Genomic DNA, 20,072 nt, shown 5'->3' with positions numbered 1-20,072 from the left:
CTCGCAGTTAACGCATGCACCGGTTCCCCAACGCATGGCGGCGGGGAGTCCGTTAGAACAGATGTCTTCGTCACGGCCTACACGTGGTTCGACAACACGCCCCCTAGCTCCACGGTGATCAGCCATCCTGTCCTGCACAAGGCAGCCGGCGGCACGGGGACTTACGCTGATCCGGTGACCATCGCCGTCGGGCATTCACGCAAAACCGGCCAGGACGTCCTTGACATCCCCCCGGGCACCCGGATCTACCTCCCGGACGTGCGCCGCTACTTCATCGTGGAAGACACCTGCGGGGACGGGCCAACCCCGGAGGAAGGCCCTTGCCATACGGGAGCCGGAAAATACGGCGACGCAACGCTCTGGATCGACATGTGGATTGGCGGCAAAGGCGAGTCCCAGTCCTTCGTGCGGAAGTGCGCCCGCAAGGCGACGGGAGTCACTACGGCCATTTTCAACCCTGAGGACCACTACCCCGTCGCTTCCGGCCACGGCGTGATCCATGACGGCAATTGCGATGCCGGCTACGGCAACACCGTGGAGTCCCGGTAGCTGCGCTGCACGCCGCCTCCTCAAGCACGGAGCGGGCGCTAAGCTCAAAACCATGAGTTCCTTGGAAACCAAGCCTGCACCGACATCACCCGTACGAGCAGCAATGGGGGCGGCAGCGGTTGATACGGTGCTGATCCTTGTTTTCGCCGCGATAGGCCGCGATGCACACCACCGCGAGGAGCCCATCCTCGGTGTGTTGCTGACTGCCTGGCCATTCCTCGCCGGGGCTGCTGCGGGCTGGATTATTGCCCGCGCGTGGCGGAGCCCCTTGTCAGTCCGCCGGGCAGGAGTTCCCGTCTGGGTGGCCAGCCTGGTGGGCGGCATGCTCCTGCGGGCCTTAACTGGCCAGACAGTGGTCCTTCCCTTCATCATCGTTGCCACGCTGGCCCTGGCCGTATTCCTGCTGGGCTACCGCCTATTGCTGGCAGCTGCGGCGCAGCTTCGGCGCAGGCAGGGCAAGTAGCGGGCGTCGTTTTGGGTTGCCGGGTGGCAACAGGGGAAACTGCCCCCGTGTAATAGGCTGGCTGCAGAGAAAGCCTGCCCTGCCTCACTGCGGCAGCACCGATTGAAGGGGTTCCAGCGTGGTTACCGCATTTGTTCTGATCAAGACAGACGCCGCCCGTATTCCGGAGACGGCGGAGGAGATTTCGGCCATCGAAGGCATCAGCGAAGTATATTCGGTCACCGGCGAATGGGACCTGATTGCGGTAGCCAGGGTCCGGCGGCACGAAGACCTGGCGGACGTCATCGCGGACCGGCTTTCAAAAGTTCCCGCGGTGGTCCACACCACTACCCACATCGCGTTCCGGGCGTACTCGCAGCACGACCTGGACGCCGCCTTCTCGCTGGGTTTCGAACAGTAGCCGGCGACCCGCCCTTAGGCGCGGGAGAGCGACACCCAGCGGTCCAGGACGGAGGCCGCAGCACCGGAGTCGATTGATTGCGCCGCCCGCGCAAATGCCTCCTGCATCCGCGTGAGGAACGGGCCCTCTGCTTCAGAGTCGAACGCAACCAGGCCGGCCGCGGCATTCACCAGGACTGCGTCCCGCGCCGGACCTTTGCTGCCGGCGAGGACGTCGCGGACAACGCCCGCGTTTGCGGCCGCATTACCGCCGCGAAGCTGTTCAACGGTAGCCAGGCTGATGCCAAGGTCCTGCGGCGAGAAGTGCAGTTCGTTGACGGCTCCGTTGCGGATTTCCCAGACGGTGGAGGGGCCGGTTGTGGTCAGCTCGTCGAGGCCGTCATTGCCTCGGAAAACCAGCCCCCTGCTCCCCCGGCGGGCCAGGACGCCGGCGACGAGCGGCGCCATGCGCGCGTTCGCTACACCCACAGCCGACGCCTGCACGTTGGCCGGATTAGTAAGCGGTCCGAGGAAATTGAACGCCGTCGGCACCGCCAGTTCCCGCCGTGGCACCGCGGTGTGCCGGAATGACGGATGGAACACTTGCGCAAAGCAGAACGTAATCCCTGCCTCTTCTGCGTTCCGCGCTACTCGATCGATAGGCAGGTCAAGGCGGACACCGAGCGCCTCGAGCACGTCAGCGGACCCGGACGACGACGACGCCGCGCGGTTGCCGTGCTTAACCACCTTCGCGCCGGCCCCGGCAGCCACCAAAGCGGCCATGGTGGAGATATTGATGGTGTTAAGTTGGTCACCACCGGTCCCGACGATATCCAGCTTTTCGCCGGTGATCGTCACAGGGTTCGCGTGGGCAAGCATTGCGTCAACCAGGCCTGAGAGCTCATCCACCGTCTCGCCTTTGGCGCTGAGGGCCACCAGGAACCCGGCAATCTGCGCCGGCGTCGCTTCACCGGACATGATCGTGTCCATGGCCCAGGAGGTGTTCTCGGCAGTGAGGTCGTTGCCCTTGATAAGGGCCGAGATCAACCGGGGCCAGGTGTTGCCGGACGCTGAAGTTGCCTGAGAAGTCACCTGCTGATGCTATCGACCGACGGCGGCCGCTGACCAATGTGAACGGTGGCGGGAACTTTTCCGGGCGATTTCGCGTCTTTGTAGAAAAAGTCCTCCGAAAAGGCGGTTTGCGTTGGGCAGCACGGACTTTTACAGACATAATGTCTATGTGACATCTGCGACCCATGCCCCCAGTACCCCGGCGCACCCCACGCTGAACCGCCCCAATATGGTTTCTGTCGGAACCGTTGTGTGGCTGTCCAGTGAGTTGATGTTCTTCGCCGGTCTCTTCGCCATGTACTTCACTCTGCGCTCCACCAGTGGGCAGATGTGGGCGGAAGAGACAGCCAAGCTCAACTTCCCCTTTGCGCTCGTAAACACGATCGTCCTCGTGGCCAGTTCCTTCACTTGCCAGATGGGCGTCTTCGCCGCAGAGCGGCTGCAGCCACGGCGCGCCGGAGGTGCACTGCAGTTCGCCCGCTGGGGAATGAACGAATGGTTCACCCTGACGTTCCTGATGGGCGCGTTCTTCGTCGCCGGCCAGACCACCGAATACGCGATGCTGGTTTCCGAGCACGTCTCGCTCTCCTCCAACGCCTACGGCTCGGCCTTCTACATGACCACCGGCTTCCACGGCCTCCACGTCATCGGCGGCCTCATCGCCTTCCTGCTCATCATGGGACGGTCCTTCGCCGCGAAGAAGTTTGGGCATTTCGAAGCAACGTCCGCGATCGTCACTTCGTACTACTGGCACTTCGTTGACGTCGTGTGGATCGGCCTCTTCCTGGTCATCTACGTACTCAAGTAGCCAGCTTTGATTCTTTTTCTACAAGAGGCAGAATTTCAGGTAGCGGCTCCCGGAGCCGGCGCAGGATCGAATAAAGGAACCACCACGTGAAGGCACTCTCACAAAAGCGGCGTCACCCACTTGCAGCAATAGCGCTGCTTCTGATGGGGCTCCTCATCACGGGTGGGCTGTACGCCGTGGCAACCACCGTCAACCAGGCCAAGGCCTCCACCACCACGTTCAGTGCAAGCGACGCAGAGGAGGGCGGCAAGCTCTTCGCCGCCAACTGCGCCACCTGCCACGGCATGGGTGCCAGTGGTTCCAAGGATGGTCCCTCGCTGGTTGGTGTCGGTGCAGCCGCTGTTGATTTCCAGGTGGGCACCGGCCGCATGCCGATGCAGATGAACGGCCCCCAGGCCATGAAGAAGCCCGTCCAGTTCAATGACGAGCAGACCCACCAGCTTGCAGCCTACGTCGCCTCCCTGGGAGCCGGCCCGGCAATTCCTGCAGAAGACCTGACAAACGGCGGCGGCGATGCAGCTGCCGGTGGTGAACTCTTCCGTACCAACTGCGCCATGTGCCACAACGCCGCCGCTGCTGGTGGCGCGCTGACCCGCGGCAAGTTCGCACCTGCCCTGGCCGATGTATCCGGCAAGCACATCTACGAGGCCATGGCCACTGGTCCGCAGAACATGCCGGTTTTCAATGACGCCAACATCACTCCTGAAGGCAAGAAGGACATCATCACCTTCCTGAAGCAGATCGAGACCACCGGATCACCCGGCGGTGCCGACCTGGGCTCGCTGGGTCCGGTTGCTGAAGGCCTGTTCGTTTGGGTTGCCGGTCTTGGCGTCATCATTGCCTTCACCATCTGGCTCACTTCCAGGACGTCCTGAGTTTCCGCAGGAACACACAACTTCTGCTGCCAAGTCAGCAGCTTGAAATTAGAAACTAACCCGGCGACTGCCGGGACGAGAGAAGGATGAGGCGAATTATGGGCAACCATAGTGACGGCAGTCCGAACCACTCGGGCACCGTAGCTACGGCTGGTCAGAATGAGGTGGAGAAGTTCCAGGATCCTGGAATTCCCCCGCATCGTTTGCGCCTGGCTGACACGGACCCGAAGGCCGCAAAGCGGGCAGAACGACAGGTCGCCTTACTATTTGGCATTTCTGTTGTTGGAACCCTGATCTTCCTGGTGGCGTACTTCGCCATTGATCTGGGTGATGACTCCAGCATCGCCACCATCCGGCTCCAGAACGCCCTGCTCGGCATTGGCACCGCCTTCGCCATGCTGGGTATCGGCACCGGTATCGTGCACTGGGCCAAGGCCCTGATGCCCGACCACGAAGTCTCCGAAGAACGCCACGTCATCCGTTACGAAGAGGACCGCCAGGCCGCGGTCCGCATCGTTGACGACATCGTGGAAGAGACCGGCATCAAGCGCCGCCCGCTGATCCGCAACACCCTCCTGGGTGCGGTCGCACTCGCCCCGCTTCCCGCCGTCGCCATCTTCGCTGACCTCGGACCCCGCCCTGACGACAAGCTCGCGCACACCATGTGGGCTCCCCAGGACGGAAAGCGCAAGCGCCTTACCCGCGACCCTGATGGAACTCCGATCAAGGCCTCGGACGTCACCATCGGTTCCGCCTTCCACGTGATCCCCGAAGGCCTGAACGAACTGCACGAGGGCAAGCTCAACGAGAAGGCAAAGGCCGTTGTGCTCCTCATGCGCCTCGATCCGGCATCACTGAACCCCTCCAAGGGCCGTGAAGACTGGGGTTACAACGGAATCGTTGCCTACTCGAAGATCTGCACCCACGTTGGCTGCCCGGTTGCTCTGTACGAGCAGCAGACGCACCACCTGCTGTGCCCGTGCCACCAGTCCACCTTCGACCTCACGCAAGAGTGCAAGGTGATCTTCGGCCCCGCCAGCCGGCCGCTCCCCCAGCTGCCCATCGCAGTTGATGACGAGGGCTACCTGGTCGCTACCAGCGACTTCCATGAACCCGTAGGACCAAGTTACTGGGAGCGTGATGAGCATGAGCGCAACATCAACAGCTGAACCCGCTTTCGTTGCCAAGACCAAGACAGGCCGGATCACCGACTTCGTCGACTCACGTGTTGGCGGCTCCGGGATCCTCCGCGAGTTCGGCCGCAAAGTCTTCCCCGACCACTGGTCTTTCATGTTCGGTGAAGTGGCGCTGTACTCCTTCGTCATCCTGCTGCTGTCCGGAACATTCCTGACGTTCTTCTTTGATCCGTCCATGGCGGAAACCCACTACGACGGCGGCTACATCCCCCTCAAGGGCGTCGAGATGTCGGTGGCGTACAGTTCCTCGCTGAACATCTCGTTCGACATCCGCGGCGGTCTGTTCATGCGCCAGGTGCACCACTGGGCTGCCCTGCTGTTCGTGGCATCAATCGCAGTCCACATGCTGAGGGTCTTCTTCACCGGCGCGTTCCGCCGGCCGCGTGAAATGAACTGGGTTGTGGGCAGCGTCCTGCTGATCCTGGCCATGGCTGCCGGTTTCACCGGCTACTCGCTCCCCGATGACCTCCTGTCCGGTAACGGCCTGCGCATCATCGACGGCGTCATCAAGTCCATCCCGGTCATCGGAACGTACATCTCGTTCTTCCTCTTCGGCGGCGAGTTCCCCGGCACGGCCATCATCAGCCGCCTGTACATGCTGCACATCCTGTTGGTTCCGGCTTTGATCCTGCTGATGATCGTCCTGCACCTCTTCATGGTCGTGGTGCACAAGCACACGCAGTACCCCGGCCCCGGCCGCAACGACAACAACGTTGTCGGTTACCCCCTGGGTCCCGTTTACGCAGCGAAGGCCGGTGGATTCTTCTTCATCGTCTTCGGTGTGATCGCCCTGATGGCGGCATTCTTCACCATCAACCCGATCTGGAACTACGGTCCGTACGACCCCTCCCCCGTGTCAGCCGGTACCCAGCCTGACTGGTACATCGGTTTCGTTGACGGTGCCCTTCGGCTTATGCCCGGCACGCTGGGCAACTGGCACGTGGAACAGGTCTTCTTCGGACACGTGTTCACGTTCAACGTGCTGCTCCCGGCCTTGGTCCCGGCAGGAATCCTGTTCACCGTGATGTTCACCTACCCGTGGATCGAGCGCTGGGTGACCAAGGATGACCGCGAACACCACGTCCTGGACCGCCCGCGTAACGCCCCGACCCGTACGGGCATCGGTGTTGCCGGATTCGTTTGGTACTGCGTGATGTGGGCAGCTGCAGGTTCCGACCTCATTGCCACGCACTTCCACGTGTCCCTGAATGACGTCACGTACTGGCTCCGTGCCTTGTTCTTCATCGGGCCGGTTATCGGCTTCATCGTTGCCAAGCGTGTTGCCCTTGCGCTGCAGCGCAAGGACAGGGAAATCGCCCTGCACGGCCGCGAGACCGGCCGCATCGTCAGGCTCCCGCACGGCGAATTCATCGAGGTGCACGCCCCGCTGGATGAGTACAAGCGTTACAAGCTGGTTGGTTTCGAGTCACCCCAGGTCATCCCGGCCCAGCCCAACGAGCACGGCGTCGTGACCAGCAAGGAGAAGCGCCGCGCGTTCCTCTCCCGCTGGTTCTTCGAAGACCGTGTTGCTCCGGCGACACCCGCAGAGCTTGAGGCGTCCCACGGCCACGGCCACGAGGCAGTTGAAGCAGCAGAGGGATCCAAGAGCCTGACACACTAGGCGTAGGTTTCCACAGGAAAGGCCCGATCCATACGGATCGGGCCTTTCCTGGTATTAACGTTCCTCCGCCTTCCTGCTGCCGGCCCATGCAGGGCTTCAGCCGGCATTCCTGCCTGGGCTTGCAGGAGACGACCGCTGTGACCGCGGCGCCGTCAGTGGTTGCGGGCTCTCCGGGCCCCTGGCCGCTGAAGGGGCACCCACAGCTTGTACCGGTCCGCGCGGTAGTAAGACACCGAATAGTCCACCATCGCCCTCGCCACGAACGCATGCCGCTGAATCTTCAGTAACGGTGCCCCCACTTCGACATTGAGCAGCCGTGCCGTGGACGGCGAGGCCGCGGTCGCCTCGATCATGTCTTCGCCCCACTCCATCACCAAACCAAACTGTTCACTGAGGACGTTGTACAACGAGGTGGGCGGTTCGCCGTCAAGCAGGCCCGGTACCCGGTGCGCCGGGATGAAATTCTCGTCTACGCTCATCGGTTCCCCATCGGCCAGCAGAAGCCTGCGGAACCGGACCAGCGGAGTGCCCTCGTCCAACTGCAGCTCGCGCGCAAGGAAGGCGCTGGCGCCGATCTGCTCGAAGCTCAACACCTTGGCTGCGGGAACCATGCCGCGCCGCTGCATCTCTTCGCTGTAGGAAGTGAGCTTTACCTGGAGGTCGAGTTTCGGGCGCCGGACAAACGTCCCCAGTCCCACAACACGCTCGATGACCTCCTCCCCCACCAGGGCGTCAATGGCCTGGCGGACTGTCATCCTTGCCAGCCCGAACCGCTCGGCCAGATCACGTTCGGACGGCAACGCCGAACCCGGCGGGCAAGACTGGGCGATATACGTGCGAAGGATCTCGCGGAGCTGCACATAGATGGCCGTTCCGCTGGTTCGGTCTATTTCACCCGTGATGGCCGTGGCGCCAGCTGCCATGATCTTTCTCCTGCCGTTGGTTTCCTCTCAATTTTAGGACGGTCTAGACCAGTCCCGGGACGCCGGCAGTGTTTCGGGCGATGGGCATGGCTACCGCTATATTGGTGTGGAAAATCTTGCCAGCAGACGGAGGGGGCCGTCTTTCATAAAAGGAGTCCCTTTTGCCAACACAGAAGGCCGTGGTGGCGGCCCCGGTAGGCCTGCACGCACGCTCTGCCGCGGTATTTGTCCGGGCCGTCAACGATACCGGGCTTCCAATCACCATCAGCAAAGCGGGCGCCGCAAAGGTGGACGCCCGCTCGCTCCTCCAGGTGATGGCTGCCGACTTTGGGCAGGGGTGTGAGGTGGAGCTGTCCGTCAGCGAAGCCGGGCTGGAGGACCCGCTGGGACACGGGAAAGTTGAGGCTGCCCTCCGGGGGCTCCAATTGCTTCTGGAGTCGCAGGGGGCCGGCTAAGGGCCTTGGAAACCACATAACGACGTCGGGCCCCACCAGATGGCGGGGCCCGACGTCGTTATTCTTTTGTCTTGCTTAGTGTGCGTGGTCGCCGCGGCTGTACTCGTATACCCAGCCCACGAGGGCCACGAGGGCGAGGCCGCCTGCGATGAAGATGATCCAGGCACCTACTGCCAGGCCCAGGAAGCCGGTGGCGCAGGCGATGCCCAGGACCAGCGGCCACCAGCTCCAGGGGCTGAAGTGCCCCTGTTCGCCGGCGCCTTCGTGGATTTCAGCGTCACTGCGGTCCTCGGGACGGAGGCCCACGCGCTTGCCGGTGAAACCGAGGTAGGCCCCGATCATGCCGGCGAGGCCGCCGACGAGCAGGATGCCCAGGATGCCCACCCACTCACCCCAGTTGGTCAGGAATCCGTAAACCAGAGCGACCGGGACGAAGAAGAAGACTCCAGAGCCAAAGATCCAGGATTCGATTTTCACTGTGCGTTGTCCTTCTGGTCGGCGTTGCCGAGAACCGACGCTGCGGGAGCCGGCGACTCAACGGTGTGGACCTGGCGAAGTTCCGGGTGGTGCAGGTCCAGGGCGGGACGCTCCGAACGGATCCGGGGCAGGGAGGTGAAGTTGTGGCGCGGCGGCGGGCAGGACGTGGCCCACTCCAGTGAAGCGCCGAAGCCCCACGGATCATCAACCTGGACCTTTTCGGTCTTTCGCCAGGTGATGTAGACGTTCCAGAAGAACGGGATGAGGGACGCACCCAGCACGAAGGATGCCACGGTGGAGAACTGGTTCATCCAGGTGAAGTTGTCCTCCACAAGGTAGTCCGCGTACCGGCGCGGCATGCCCTCGACGCCCAGCCAGTGCTGGATCAGGAAGGTGCCGTGGAAGCCCAGGAACAGAAGCCAGAAGTGGATCTTGCCCAGGCGCTCGTTGAGCATCTTGCCGGTCCACTTGGGCCACCAGAAGTAGAAGCCCGCGAACATGGCGAACACCACGGTGCCGAACACCACGTAGTGGAAGTGCGCCACCACGAAGTAGGAGTCCGAAACGTGGAAGTCAAGCGGCGGTGAGGCCAGGATGATGCCGGTGAGGCCACCGAAGAGAAAGGTGATCATGAAGCCGAGGCTCCACAGCATCGGCGTTTCGAAGGTCAGCGACCCGCGCCACAAAGTACCGATCCAGTTGAAGAACTTCACGCCGGTTGGCACCGCGATGAGCATGGTCATGAACGAGAAGAACGGAAGCAGGACGGCGCCGGTCACGTACATGTGGTGGGCCCAGACCGTTACCGAAAGGGCTGCAATGGCGATGGTGGCGTAGACCAGGCCCTTGTAGCCGAAGATCGGCTTGCGGCTGAAGACCGGGAAGATCTCCGAAACGATGCCGAAGAACGGCAGCGCGATGATGTACACCTCGGGGTGGCCGAAGAACCAGAACAGGTGCTGCCAGAGGACGGCGCCGCCGTTCTCCGGGTCGAAGATGTGCGCACCGAACTTGCGGTCGGCACCGAGGGCGAACAGGGCGGCGGCCAGCGGCGGGAAGGCCATCAGGACCAGGATCGCGGTGATCAGGGTGTTCCAGGTGAAGATGGGCATCCGCCACATGGTCATGCCCGGGGCGCGCATGCAGATGATGGTGGTGATGAAGTTGACTGCACCAAGGATGGTACCGAAGCCCGACAATGCCAGGCCGAAGACCCACAGGTCACCGCCGATGCCCGGGGTGAACGTGGTGTTGGACAGCGGCGCGTAGGCGAACCAGCCGAAGGATGCAGCACCCTGCGGGGTGATGAAGCCTGAGACGGCGATGGTGGAGCCGAACAGGAAGAACCAGAAGGCCAGCGCATTCAAACGCGGGAACGCGACGTCGGGGGCGCCGATCTGCAGCGGCATGATCACGTTGGCGAACCCGGCGAACAGCGGGGTGGCGAACATCAACAGCATGACGGTGCCGTGCATGGTGAACAGCTGGTTGTACTGCTCCTTGGTCTGCAGGATCTGCATGCCGGGCTCGAAGAGTTCGGCACGGATCAGCAGCGCCATGACGCCGCCCAGGCAGAAGAACACGAAGGACGAGATCAGGTACATGTACCCGATGGTCTTGTGGTCGGTGGAGGTGATCCAGTTGACGACGATGCGTCCCTTGGATTTGGGCACCACGGGAGCCGACAGGACTCCCGAGGGTGCGGATTGGGTGTACGTAGCCACGTCGCTCCCCTTACTTGGTTTCGTTCAGGTTCGGGTTGCGGTCGTACTCCACGCCGAGCAGGCCTGTGTTGCCTTCAGCCTTGAGCTGGTCCATGTGGGCCTGGAATTCAGATTCCGACACCACCTTGACGCGGAACAGCATTTCGGAGTGGTACTCGCCGCAAAGTTCAGCACACTTACCGTCGTAGGTGCCTTCCTTAGTGGGGGTGAACCGGATGTAGTTGGTCTTGCCGGGGATCATGTCGCGCTTCTGCAGGAAGGCGGGCACCCAGAAGGAGTGGATGACATCGCGGGCGTTGAGCTCGAGGTCAACGGAATTGTTCACGGGCAGGTACAGCGTGGGGAGCTGTTCCTTGTCGATGGTGTTTCCGGTGAGGTGCGCCTGGACGCCGGCCTCGTGGAGGTCTTCCTGGATGACTTGGCCGGACTTGTAGTTGAAGTCCCACGCCCACTGCTTGCCGCGAACGTCCACGACGACGTCGGCCGGCTGCGATCGGTCATCGATGGCCTGCTGGTCACGGTCGGTGAAGTAGAAGAACACCAGGACCATGAAGATCGGGATGGTGAGGTAGAAAACCTCCAGCGGAAGGTTGAAGCTGGTCTGCCGCGGGAAGCCTACGGTTCCCTTGCGGCGCCGGTAGGCGACCACACACCAGATGATCAGGCCCCACGTAATGGCGCCGACCACGAGCGCAGCAATCCATGAGTTGACCCAGAGGTCCATGATGCGGTCGGTGTTGCTGGTGGTGCCACGTTCAGTGGGCATCCAGCCTTTTTCTACCTCTGGCGAACATCCGGTCAAAACCAACGCGCCGGCTATAGCCAAGCTTGAGATCGTGGTGATCGTTTTGCGTCGGCTGCCGGTTCGGTTCTGCGAACTCACAGACGGCCCTTCCTACTTGTTGCTGTTGTCCGGGCAGCCATCGGCGCTCCGGGCACAAAAAAGTTTTACTACTCGGTGTAGAGCTTACCGCTCCGCCGGGCGTTTCGCCCACATGTCGGCGCCGAGCCCCCGTGCCGTTTTAAACGGCCGGAAGCCCGGCGCCGACATCAGGCGAAATAACCGGCTTAGTGGAATGAATCGCCGCAGGCGCACGAGCCGCCGGCGTTCGGGTTGTCGATGGTGAAGCCCTGCTTCGAGATGGTGTCCTCGAAGTCGATGCTTGCGCCGCTCAGGTACGGCACGCTCATTTTGTCGACGACGACCTCGACTCCGTCAAAGTCGCGCACGGCGTCACCATCAAGGAGCCGCTCGTCGAAGTAGAGCTGGTAGATCAACCCTGAGCATCCACCGGGCTGCACGGCCACGCGCAGGCGCAGGTCCGTGCGGCCTTCCTGCTCGAGGAGGCTGCGTACCTTGCCGGCGGCGACGTCGGTCAGGTCGACCTCGTGAACGGGCAGTTCGTCGCTGGCCACGGTGGTGGCGGTGCTGTTTTCGTTGGTTGAGGTGCTCATTGGCCTACCTTCTTAGGACGGTCTGGCGGCGTCGCCGTAACGGCGCCTGCCCCTACAAATACGGTATGGGCTATAGCTACATGCTACGCGCGGCAGTCCTGTAGCTCTAACTCCTGGCGTAACCGTCAAAGCACGCCGGTTGTTCCCTGGAAGCAGGGCGGCGGCCCAGATGCCGAAAGCGGCTCACTCCCCGGCGTTAAGGCCCTCACTGTTCAGCCGGCTGAGCATGAGCGCCTCCGCCAGAATGGCATTGCGGAAGTCACCGATGTGGAGGGACTCATTGGCGCTGTGCGCCCGCGAATCCGGATCCTCCACACCTGTTACCAGAATCTGCGCGTCGGGATACAGCTCAGTGAGGTCGGCGATGAAGGGAATGGACCCGCCGATGCCTGTTTCCACGGCTTGCACTCCCCAGGCCTCCCCCAGCGCCCACATGGCCACGGTTGCTGCGGCGGACGACGTATCGGTCTGGAAAGGGTTGCCCGCCTCCCCCGGGGTGAAGACCACCGTGGCACCGAACGGCGCATTGGCTTCGACGTGCCGGCGCACCGCTTCCATGGCCTCGGCGGGAACCTGGCCCGGCGCGAGCCTCAGGCTGAATTTTGCCCGCGCACGCGGGAGCAGTGTGTTGGAGGCGACCTCCACGGCCGGGGCATCGAAGCCGATGATTGACAGTGCCGGCTTGGTCCACAGCCGGGAAGCGATGCTTCCGGTCCCGGCCAGGCGGACGCCGTCGAGCACTGATGCGTCGGCGCGGTAATCCGCCTCCGGCATCTCCACGGAAGCCGTATCGGTGGCCACCAGCCCTTCGATGGCAACGTTTCCGTCGGCGTCGTGAAGCGTGGCAATCAGGCGGGACAGCAGGGTGGGCGCGTCCAGGACCGGCCCCCCGTACATACCGGAGTGCACCGCATGGCCAAGTACCTGCACCTCGATGGTGCCGTCGACCAGGCCGCGCAGGCTGGTGGTCAGGGCAGGTACGCCGACTTTCCAGTTGCTGGAGTCGGCCACCACAATGACGTCGGCCCGCAGCAGTTCACGGTTCGCCTCCAGGAAAGTCCGGAACGTTGGCGACCCTGCTTCTTCCTCGCCTTCGATGAAAAAGGTCACGCCCAGCCCCAAAGTGTCCCCAAGGACCTCGGCGACGGCCGCATAGGCGGCTACGTGCGCCATGATGCCTGCTTTGTCGTCAGCGGCGCCCCGTCCGTAAAGGCGCCCGTCCTTCTCGACGGCGGTAAAGGGTTCCGTTTCCCACAGGGACTCGTCGCCCACCGGCTGGACGTCATGGTGGGCGTACAGCAGGACGGTCGGTTTACCTTCAGCGGCTGGACGGCGGGCGACGACGGCCGGGCCGCCGGGCGTGCCGTCGGCTTTGCCCACGGACAGCACCTGCACTTCACCGATCCCGGCACCCCGAAGGAGTTCCGCGACGGCCTCGGCGCTTCGCTCCAGCGGGGTGCGGTCAAAGCTGGGCCACGCAATCCCGGGGATGGCAACGAGCTCCTTGAGCCGGGCCAGGGTCTGGTGGAAGGAACGGTCTACCGCTGAACGAAGATCTTCCGTCCTGCCGGTAAGGTCAGAGCCCGGTCCTGTCGTAGTGGTGCTGTGCGGGGTTGCCGCGGGTGATGGAGTCATGGCCAAAACATTACCCCCGTCACATTCGGCTGCCGGTCAGGGAAGGCACCGAAGCAAGCAGGGCCCCGCTGCTGCAAGGTATTCTGGTCAAGTGTTCGGACGTAGAAAAGAAGCGCCCTCGGCGCAGGAAACCATAGACCAGCAGGCAGCGGAGGCAGCGGCGCGGCAGAACAGTGCGGCGGGCAAGGGCGCGCCTACCCCCACGCGGAAGGCCCAGGAAGCCGCCCGCAAGCGCCCGCTGGTGCCCGAGGACCGCAAGGCGTCCAAGGCCGCCGAACGCCAGGCAGTGCAGGACCAGCGCCTGAAGATGCGCCGGGCCCTGGATACCGGTGACGAGAAGTTCCTCCCGCTGCGTGACAAAGGTCCCCAGAAACGGTTTGCCCGCGACTTCGTGGACGCGCGGTTCAACCTCGGTGAATACTTGATGTTTGGTGCGCTGGTCTTCGTGCTGGTGTCCCTTGTGGTCCCGGCGTCCAGCGACATGATGATCTACGTCCTGGGCGCCTTCTGGGTGATGTTCCTTGCCGTCTTCGTGGACGTCTTCATCCTGTCCCGCAAGCTCCGCAAGCGGCTGGCCGAAAAGTTTGGCGCCGTGGAGGGTGGCACCGTCTGGTACGGCTCCATGCGCTCGCTGCAGTTCCGGAAGCTGCGGCTGCCCAAGCCCCAGGTACAGCGCGGACAGTACCCGGCCTGACCCAACCCTCAACTCAAACGGCAGACACCCCGGCGGGATACCGCCGGGGTGTCTGCCGTTAATACGGTTCGCCCGCCGAGGCGGCCTGTGGCGGAAGCGTCAGGAGCGGCGCTTTTTTGCCAGCTCTTTGTTGATCCGTGCCGCCCAGAACGGTCCTTCGTAGAGGAAGGCAGTGTAGCCCTGCACCAGGGTGGCGCCGGCGTCGAGCCTTTCCTGGACATCCTGGGCCGACTCCACGCCGCCCACTGACACCAGGGCCAGCGCGTCCCCGGTGGCGTGCTTGAGCCGCTTCAGCACCTCGAGGGAACGTTGCTTCAGTGGAGCTCCGGACAATCCGCCGGCACCGCATTTCTCCACTTCTCCGGCCGGCGAGGACAGTCCTGCACGGGCCACCGTGGTGTTGGTGGCAATGATGCCGTCCAGCTTCAGGTCCAGGGCAAGGCGCGCCACGTCGTCGATGTCGTCGTCGCTGAGGTCCGGCGCGATCTTCACCAGCAGGGGCACGTGCCGTCCGGCGGCGCGGTCAGCTTCCTGCCCCACGGCGGTCAGCAGCGGGCGGAGCGTTTCCACGTCCTGGAGCAGCCGCAGTCCGGGGGTGTTGGGGGAACTGACGTTCACCACCAGGTAGTCGGCGGCAGGGGCCAGGCTGCGGGCGCTCACCAGGTAGTCATCCACGGCGTCGGCCAGCTCCACGACCTTTGTTTTGCCGATGTTGACGCCGATGACCGGACGCACCGCCGGGTAGCGGCGCTGAAGCGCGGCCCGCGCCGCCTTCAGCCTCGGCGCAACGGCCGAGGCGCCGTCGTTATTGAACCCCATCCGGTTGACGACGGCCCGGTCCTGGACCAGGCGGAACAGCCGCGGCTTTTCGTTGCCCGGCTGCGCCTGCCCGGTAATGGTGCCCACCTCAATGTGCCCGAATCCAAGGTCCGTGAGGGCCTCGATGCCGTGGCCTTCCTTGTCAAAGCCGGCAGCCAGCCCGAACGGGGATGGAAAAGTGACACCGAATGCGGTGGTCTGCAGCGAGTGTGCCGGAGCGGACAGCTTCTGCAGCACCTTCCCTGCACCCGAGGCATGCGCAAGCCGGATGCCCTTGAATCCGATCTTGTGGGCGCGCTCGGCGTCCATCCATGAAAAGGCCAGCCTGAAGAAAGTGGGATAAACGCGCATGCCTCCAGTTTCCCGTCTCCGGGGGCGCCACACCAAAACGGAGAAGCTGCTGAACGGGCGGGCGTGCGCGGGTGCGCCGGTCTAGCATGAGGTCATGCAGTGGCAGCAGGACATCCTGGGCGGGGATTTCGAGTCCCACACCTTTGCGGCCGCCGGACCTGACGGCGTGGCGCGGACGGCAACCCTCGTCCGGCTCCGGCCGGATCCGGACACCGGTGCTGCCGACGGCCGCCGCCGGGCCGTGCTCTTCCTGCACGGCTGGAGCGACTATTTCTTCAACGTGGACCTGGCGCGGTTCTGGGCGTCGGCCGGCTACGACTTTTACGCCTTGGACATGCACAACCACGGACGGAGCCTGCGCCCCGAATCACCGGGTGGTTATGTGGCGGACCTCGCCGCCTACGACGCCGAAATCGAAGAAGCAGCCCGGGTGATCCGCCAGGAGGGCGTTCCCGGACCTTTGGCGTTGATGGGCCATTCCACCGGCGGCCTGGTGGCGGCCCTGTGGACCAGCCGCCATCCGGAGGCCGTTTCGCTGCTGATCCTGAACAGTCCGTGGCTGGAGATGCACGGAAGCTCGCTGGTCCGGCGGGCAGCGTCCAGCATGGTGCGTCCCGTCGCCCGGTTGCGCCCCCAGGCGGTCCTGCGACTCCCGGAGCGTGGCCACTACTGGCGCACCATCAGCAGTGCGGCCGACGGCGAGTGGCCGCTTGACGAGCGCTACCGGCCCCGCATGGCGTTCCCCGTGCGCGCAGGCTGGCTGAGGGCTGTGCTTGCCGGGCATGCCCGGGTTGCCCGCGGCCTGGAAATCGAAGCTCCGATTCTGGTCCTGCTTTCCAAGGGAAGTGCGAATGGGCTGCTCTGGTCGGAGGAAATGCGCCGTACCGATGCCGTGCTGGACGTCAATATCATCAGCACCCGCGCACTCACGTTGGGCCGTACGGTAACTGTGGAGCGGATTGACGGCGCCCTGCACGACGTGTTCCTCTCGCCGGAGCCAATCCGGACCGATGCCTACTCGCGGCTGGCCCGGTGGCTGCGGGCGTACGGGTAAGGCTAGCCCGCCTGGGGATCCGCGGGTGCAGCGGCTGCGTCGACGGCGCCACCGTACCTGCGGTCCCGCCGGGCATATTCTTCGACGGCGGCCCAGAGGGTCCGCCTGTCCACATCGGGCCACAGCGTGTCCATGAAGACGAACTCCGCGTATGCGGACTGCCAGAGCAGGAAGTTGGAGAGCCTCTGCTCCCCCGAGCTCCGGAGGAAAAGGTCCACGTCGGGAAGGTCGGGCTCATCCAGGTACTTCTGGATGGTCCGCTCGGTGATGGCGCCTGGCTTGAGCCTGCCTGCCGCAACCTCTGCGGCAATAGCGGACACGGCGTCGGTGATCTCAGCCCGGCCGCCGTAATTAACACACATGGTCAAATGACAGGTGGTGTTGGCCGCGGTGAACTCCTCGGCCTCCTCCAGCTCCCGGATCACAGAACCCCACAGGCGGGGCCGGCGTCCTGCCCAGCGCACCCGGACACCCCAGTCGTCGAGCTGGTTTCGCTGCCTTCGCAGCACGTCCTTGTTAAATCCCATGAGGAAGCGGACTTCCTCCGGTGAGCGCCGCCAGTTCTCGGTGGAAAACGCGTACACGCTGACGTACTCAATGCCCAGCTCAATGGCGCCTGCCATGACATCGAGCAGAGCGGGCTCGCCCGCCTTGTGGCCTTCGATCCGTGGCAGGCCCCGCTGGTTGGCCCAGCGGCCGTTGCCATCCATGACGATGGCCACGTGCCGGGGAATGAATTCCGCCGGGATGGAAGGCGCCACCGCACCGGACGGATGCGGGTAGGGGGCCACCACGGGGTGGGTGCGCTTCCGGGGTGCGTTGTTCTTTTTTCCCAAGGCCACTGTCAGCTGCGCTCCACATGTTTGAGGGATTTCAATACTCGTTCAAGATGCCATTGCAGGTATGCGGCCACCAGGCCGGCGGCCTCCTTGCGGTGCTGCGGCAAGGACGCATCGGCAGTTGCCCAGTCCCCGGTCAGCAAGGCCGCCAGCAGGACAACGGTTTCGGCTGCGGGGGCAGGTGAGCCGGGCGGCCTGCACTGCGCACAGACCATGCCGCCAAGGGGCGCGGAGAACGCCGTGTGCGGGCCCGGCCTGCCGCAGCGGGAGCAGTCGGTGAAGCTGGGAGCCCAGCCACCGGTTGCAAGGGCACGCAGCAGGTAGGAGTCCAGGATGAGGCCTGCGGCATGTTCGTCACGGCTGAGCGCAGCGAGGGCTCCCACCAGCAGGTTGTACTGCGCGGTACCGGCTTCGCCGTCCACGTCCGTCAACTTCTCTGCGGTCTCCGTCATGGCGGCGGCAACCGTGTACCTGCCGTAATCCGCCGCGATGCTTCCGCCGTACGCACCTTTCGCGACGGCCTGCGTGACGATGTCCAGCGTTCGGCCGGACACCAGTTGCAGGTCCGCCACCATGAAGGGTTCAAGCCGGGCTCCGAAACGGCTGCTGGTGCGGCGTACGCCCTTGGCGACGGCGCGGACCTGCCCATGGTGCTTGGTCAGGAGGGTGATGATCCTGTCCGCCTCGCCCAGTTTGTGGGTACGCAGCACCACGGCATCGTCCCGGTACGCCCGGGAAGCAAATGACTGTTGGACCACGTTCTATCTTCCCATCCTGCCCGGCGGCACGCTGCCAGGCACGGTGGTGCCGGCGGTTGGAACCGCGGGCACCACCTGCAGGTATCAGGCCCGGGCGTCCCGGATGGCGCGGTTGACCGCCGAGATGACGGCTTTGAGGGACGACATGCTGGTGTTCGCGTCGATGCCGACACCCCACAGGACCCGCTCCCCCACGGCGCATTCAACATAGGCAGCCGCCGCGGCGTTGCCGCCTTCGGACAGGGCGTGCTCGCTGTAGTCCAGCACCCGGACGTCCACGCCGTCCTCGTGGAGGATATTCAGCAGGGCGGCGATGGGGCCGTTGCCCGTGCCCGTCCGGCTGACCTGGGCACCATCGATGGTGAGCGAGGCGTGAAGCGTCATGCCGCCGTCGGCGTCGGTTTCTGTCTTGACCCCGCCCAGGGAGTAGCGTCCCCACTTCCCCTCGGACTGGCCGGACGGCAAGTACTCGTCCTGGAAGATCTGCCACAGCTGTGCTCCGCTGACTTCACCGCCCACGGTGTCGGTGCGGCGCTGGATGACGCCGGAGAACTCGATCTGCGCGCGGCGCGGCAGGTCCAGGCTGTGCTCGCTCTTCAGCAGGTAGGCCACGCCGCCCTTGCCGGACTGGGAGTTCACGCGGATGACGGCCTCGTAGCTGCGGCCCAGGTCCTTGGGGTCAACCGGCAGGTAGGGCACCTGCCAGGTGAAGTCGTCCACGGCCTTGCCTGCCGCGGCGGCGTCGCGCTCCAGTGCTTCAAAGCCCTTCTTGATGGCGTCCTGGTGGGAACCCGAGAAAGCGGTGAACACCAGGTCGCCACCGTACGGCGAACGCTCCGGAACCGGCAGCTGGTTGCAGTACTCAACCGTCCGGCGGACGTCGTCGATGTCGGAGAAGTCGATCATGGGGTCGATGCCCTGGACGAACAGGTTCAGGCCCAAAGTGACCAGGTCAACGTTGCCGGTCCGTTCACCGTTGCCGAACAGGCAGCCTTCGATGCGGTCGGCGCCGGCCATGTAGCCCAGTTCGGCGGCAGCAACCCCGGTTCCGCGGTCGTTGTGCGGGTGCAGGGAGAGGATGATTCCTTCGCGCGGGTGCAGGTGCCGGCTCATCCACTCGATGGAATCCGCGTAGACGTTGGGGGTGGCCATTTCCACCGTGGCGGGGAGGTTGATGATCACCTGGCGGTCGGCGGACGCTTCGAATACGTCGGCGACGGCGTTGCAGACCCGTGCGGCGTACTCGAGTTCGGTACCGGTGAAGGATTCCGGCGAGTATTCATAGGTCACGTGCGTGTCCGCGAGGGTTTCCTCGTACTTCCTGCACAGGCGCGCGCCCTGCAGGGCAATGTCCAGGATGCCGTCTTCGTCCTGGTTGAAGACCACGCGGCGCTGGAGGACGGACGTGGAGTTGTAAAGGTGGACGATGGCCTGCTTGGCGCCCACCAGGGACTCATAGGTCCGTTCGATCAGGTGTTCCCGGGCCTGCGTCAGAACCTGGATGGTGACGTCATCCGGGATGTGGTTGCCCTCAATGAGCTGGCGGACAAAGTCGAAGTCCGTCTGCGAGGCTGACGGGAAACCGACCTCAATCTCCTTGTAGCCCATGCGGACCAGCAGGTCGAACATCTTCATCTTGCGGGCCGGGCTCATGGGGTCGATGAGCGCCTGGTTGCCGTCGCGCAGGTCAACCGCGCACCAGCGGGGGGCCTTGGTGATCACCTTGTCCGGCCACGTGCGGTCAGGCAGCTCAACCTTGATCTGGTCCTGGAAGGGCGTGTACCGGTGGGCGGGCATTCCGGAGGGCTTCTGTGCGTTTCGCATGATGTTCGTGGCCTTTTCTATCGATCTTCAGTGAAAGGGTGGCCGGGCAACACAAACTCCGCAGCGAGGGTGGGCCGTGCGCTAGATAGCGTCTGTGGCCTCG

Annotated in this window: 21 protein-coding genes; 10 read left to right on the top strand and 11 right to left on the bottom strand. The window is 64.0% G+C overall.

Annotated features, from left to right (window positions below; genetic code table 11):
• Window positions 1-114 precede the first annotated feature (114 nt).
• From ACTHQS_RS08745 to ACTHQS_RS08735, 3 genes are all read left to right on the top strand, one after another.
• On the top strand, window positions 115-549 hold the full coding sequence (locus tag ACTHQS_RS08745; RefSeq protein WP_440167852.1) for a hypothetical protein: 435 nt from the start codon (window positions 115-117) through the stop codon (window positions 547-549).
• A 52-nt stretch (window positions 550-601) separates the two neighbouring features.
• Window positions 602-1,012 (top strand): DUF3054 domain-containing protein, encoded by a 411-nt coding sequence (locus ACTHQS_RS08740; RefSeq protein ID WP_440167850.1) that lies wholly within the window; start codon window positions 602-604, stop codon window positions 1,010-1,012.
• 118 nt (window positions 1,013-1,130) lie between these two features.
• A complete protein-coding gene (locus tag ACTHQS_RS08735; protein WP_141160402.1) occupies window positions 1,131-1,412 on the top strand; it encodes an Lrp/AsnC family transcriptional regulator in 282 nt (93 codons plus the stop codon).
• A gap of 14 nt (window positions 1,413-1,426) precedes the next feature.
• Here ACTHQS_RS08735 and trpD read toward each other — a convergent pair whose 3' ends face one another.
• Window positions 1,427-2,482: an anthranilate phosphoribosyltransferase gene (trpD, locus tag ACTHQS_RS08730; protein WP_440167847.1), complete on the bottom strand. Its 1,056-nt coding sequence runs from the start codon at window positions 2,480-2,482 to the stop codon at window positions 1,427-1,429.
• A 148-nt stretch (window positions 2,483-2,630) separates the two neighbouring features.
• On the opposite strand from trpD, the gene ctaE reads away from it, so the two are divergent.
• From ctaE to qcrB, 4 genes are all read left to right on the top strand, one after another.
• On the top strand, window positions 2,631-3,269 hold the full coding sequence (gene ctaE / locus ACTHQS_RS08725; RefSeq protein WP_196803315.1) for an aa3-type cytochrome oxidase subunit III: 639 nt from the start codon (window positions 2,631-2,633) through the stop codon (window positions 3,267-3,269).
• An 86-nt stretch (window positions 3,270-3,355) separates the two neighbouring features.
• Window positions 3,356-4,144: a cytochrome bc1 complex diheme cytochrome c subunit gene (gene qcrC / locus ACTHQS_RS08720; RefSeq protein ID WP_440167845.1), complete on the top strand. Its 789-nt coding sequence runs from the start codon at window positions 3,356-3,358 to the stop codon at window positions 4,142-4,144.
• Between the two features lie 98 nt (window positions 4,145-4,242).
• Window positions 4,243-5,313, top strand: a complete 1,071-nt coding sequence (gene qcrA / locus ACTHQS_RS08715; protein WP_440167844.1) for a cytochrome bc1 complex Rieske iron-sulfur subunit — start codon at window positions 4,243-4,245, stop codon at window positions 5,311-5,313.
• Window positions 5,291-6,961 (top strand): cytochrome bc1 complex cytochrome b subunit, encoded by a 1,671-nt coding sequence (gene qcrB / locus ACTHQS_RS08710; RefSeq protein ID WP_440167842.1) that lies wholly within the window; start codon window positions 5,291-5,293, stop codon window positions 6,959-6,961. Before qcrA ends, qcrB begins: the two co-directional genes overlap by 23 nt.
• Window positions 6,962-7,113: 152 nt before the next feature.
• Here the strand turns inward: qcrB and ACTHQS_RS08705 are convergent, their stop codons facing one another.
• Window positions 7,114-7,884, bottom strand: coding sequence for a GntR family transcriptional regulator (locus ACTHQS_RS08705; protein WP_440167840.1), 771 nt, complete (start codon window positions 7,882-7,884; stop codon window positions 7,114-7,116).
• A 161-nt stretch (window positions 7,885-8,045) separates the two neighbouring features.
• On the opposite strand from ACTHQS_RS08705, the gene ACTHQS_RS08700 reads away from it, so the two are divergent.
• Window positions 8,046-8,339: an HPr family phosphocarrier protein gene (locus tag ACTHQS_RS08700; RefSeq protein ID WP_440167839.1), complete on the top strand. Its 294-nt coding sequence runs from the start codon at window positions 8,046-8,048 to the stop codon at window positions 8,337-8,339.
• Window positions 8,340-8,414: 75 nt separating this feature from the next.
• Here the strand turns inward: ACTHQS_RS08700 and ACTHQS_RS08695 are convergent, their stop codons facing one another.
• From ACTHQS_RS08695 to ACTHQS_RS08675, 5 genes are all read right to left on the bottom strand, one after another.
• Complete coding sequence (locus ACTHQS_RS08695; protein WP_142031296.1) at window positions 8,415-8,816, bottom strand: cytochrome c oxidase subunit 4; 402 nt, start codon at window positions 8,814-8,816, stop codon at window positions 8,415-8,417.
• On the bottom strand, window positions 8,813-10,540 hold the full coding sequence (gene ctaD / locus ACTHQS_RS08690) for an aa3-type cytochrome oxidase subunit I (RefSeq protein WP_440167838.1): 1,728 nt from the start codon (window positions 10,538-10,540) through the stop codon (window positions 8,813-8,815). The genes ACTHQS_RS08695 and ctaD overlap by 4 nt, the downstream gene beginning before the upstream one ends.
• Before the next feature lie 10 nt (window positions 10,541-10,550).
• Window positions 10,551-11,423 (bottom strand): aa3-type cytochrome oxidase subunit II, encoded by an 873-nt coding sequence (gene ctaC, locus ACTHQS_RS08685; protein WP_440167836.1) that lies wholly within the window; start codon window positions 11,421-11,423, stop codon window positions 10,551-10,553.
• 185 nt (window positions 11,424-11,608) lie between these two features.
• Entirely contained in the window at window positions 11,609-11,995 is a 387-nt protein-coding gene (locus tag ACTHQS_RS08680; RefSeq protein WP_440167834.1) for a HesB/IscA family protein, read from the bottom strand.
• Window positions 11,996-12,178: 183 nt separating this feature from the next.
• Window positions 12,179-13,630, bottom strand: coding sequence for a dipeptidase (locus ACTHQS_RS08675; protein ID WP_440167833.1), 1,452 nt, complete (start codon window positions 13,628-13,630; stop codon window positions 12,179-12,181).
• Window positions 13,631-13,721: 91 nt separating this feature from the next.
• Between ACTHQS_RS08675 and ACTHQS_RS08670 the strand changes: the two genes are divergently transcribed.
• On the top strand, window positions 13,722-14,324 hold the full coding sequence (locus ACTHQS_RS08670; protein ID WP_440167831.1) for a DUF3043 domain-containing protein: 603 nt from the start codon (window positions 13,722-13,724) through the stop codon (window positions 14,322-14,324).
• A gap of 99 nt (window positions 14,325-14,423) precedes the next feature.
• On the opposite strand, the gene ACTHQS_RS08665 is transcribed toward ACTHQS_RS08670, so the two are convergent.
• A complete protein-coding gene (locus ACTHQS_RS08665; protein WP_440167829.1) occupies window positions 14,424-15,494 on the bottom strand; it encodes a quinone-dependent dihydroorotate dehydrogenase in 1,071 nt (356 codons plus the stop codon).
• Between the two features lie 94 nt (window positions 15,495-15,588).
• On the opposite strand from ACTHQS_RS08665, the gene ACTHQS_RS08660 reads away from it, so the two are divergent.
• Window positions 15,589-16,548, top strand: coding sequence for an alpha/beta hydrolase (locus ACTHQS_RS08660; RefSeq protein WP_440167828.1), 960 nt, complete (start codon window positions 15,589-15,591; stop codon window positions 16,546-16,548).
• 2 nt (window positions 16,549-16,550) lie between these two features.
• On the opposite strand, the gene ACTHQS_RS08655 is transcribed toward ACTHQS_RS08660, so the two are convergent.
• From ACTHQS_RS08655 to leuA, 3 genes are all read right to left on the bottom strand, one after another.
• The gene (locus ACTHQS_RS08655; RefSeq protein WP_440167827.1) at window positions 16,551-17,390 is read right to left on the bottom strand and encodes an isoprenyl transferase; all 840 of its coding nucleotides are present in this window, start codon (window positions 17,388-17,390) and stop codon (window positions 16,551-16,553) included.
• Between the two features lie 2 nt (window positions 17,391-17,392).
• Window positions 17,393-18,145 (bottom strand): DNA repair protein RecO, encoded by a 753-nt coding sequence (gene recO / locus ACTHQS_RS08650; RefSeq protein WP_440167825.1) that lies wholly within the window; start codon window positions 18,143-18,145, stop codon window positions 17,393-17,395.
• An 84-nt stretch (window positions 18,146-18,229) separates the two neighbouring features.
• On the bottom strand, window positions 18,230-19,969 hold the full coding sequence (gene leuA, locus ACTHQS_RS08645; RefSeq protein WP_440167823.1) for a 2-isopropylmalate synthase: 1,740 nt from the start codon (window positions 19,967-19,969) through the stop codon (window positions 18,230-18,232).
• Window positions 19,970-20,072 lie beyond the last annotated feature (103 nt).

Source organism: Arthrobacter sp. SAFR-044 (assembly GCF_051965175.1).
In the GTDB taxonomy this organism is placed as follows: domain Bacteria; phylum Actinomycetota; class Actinomycetes; order Actinomycetales; family Micrococcaceae; genus Arthrobacter.
The sequence above is the reverse complement of the archived record's forward strand: the minus strand, read 5'-3'. Positions and strand labels throughout refer to the sequence as shown.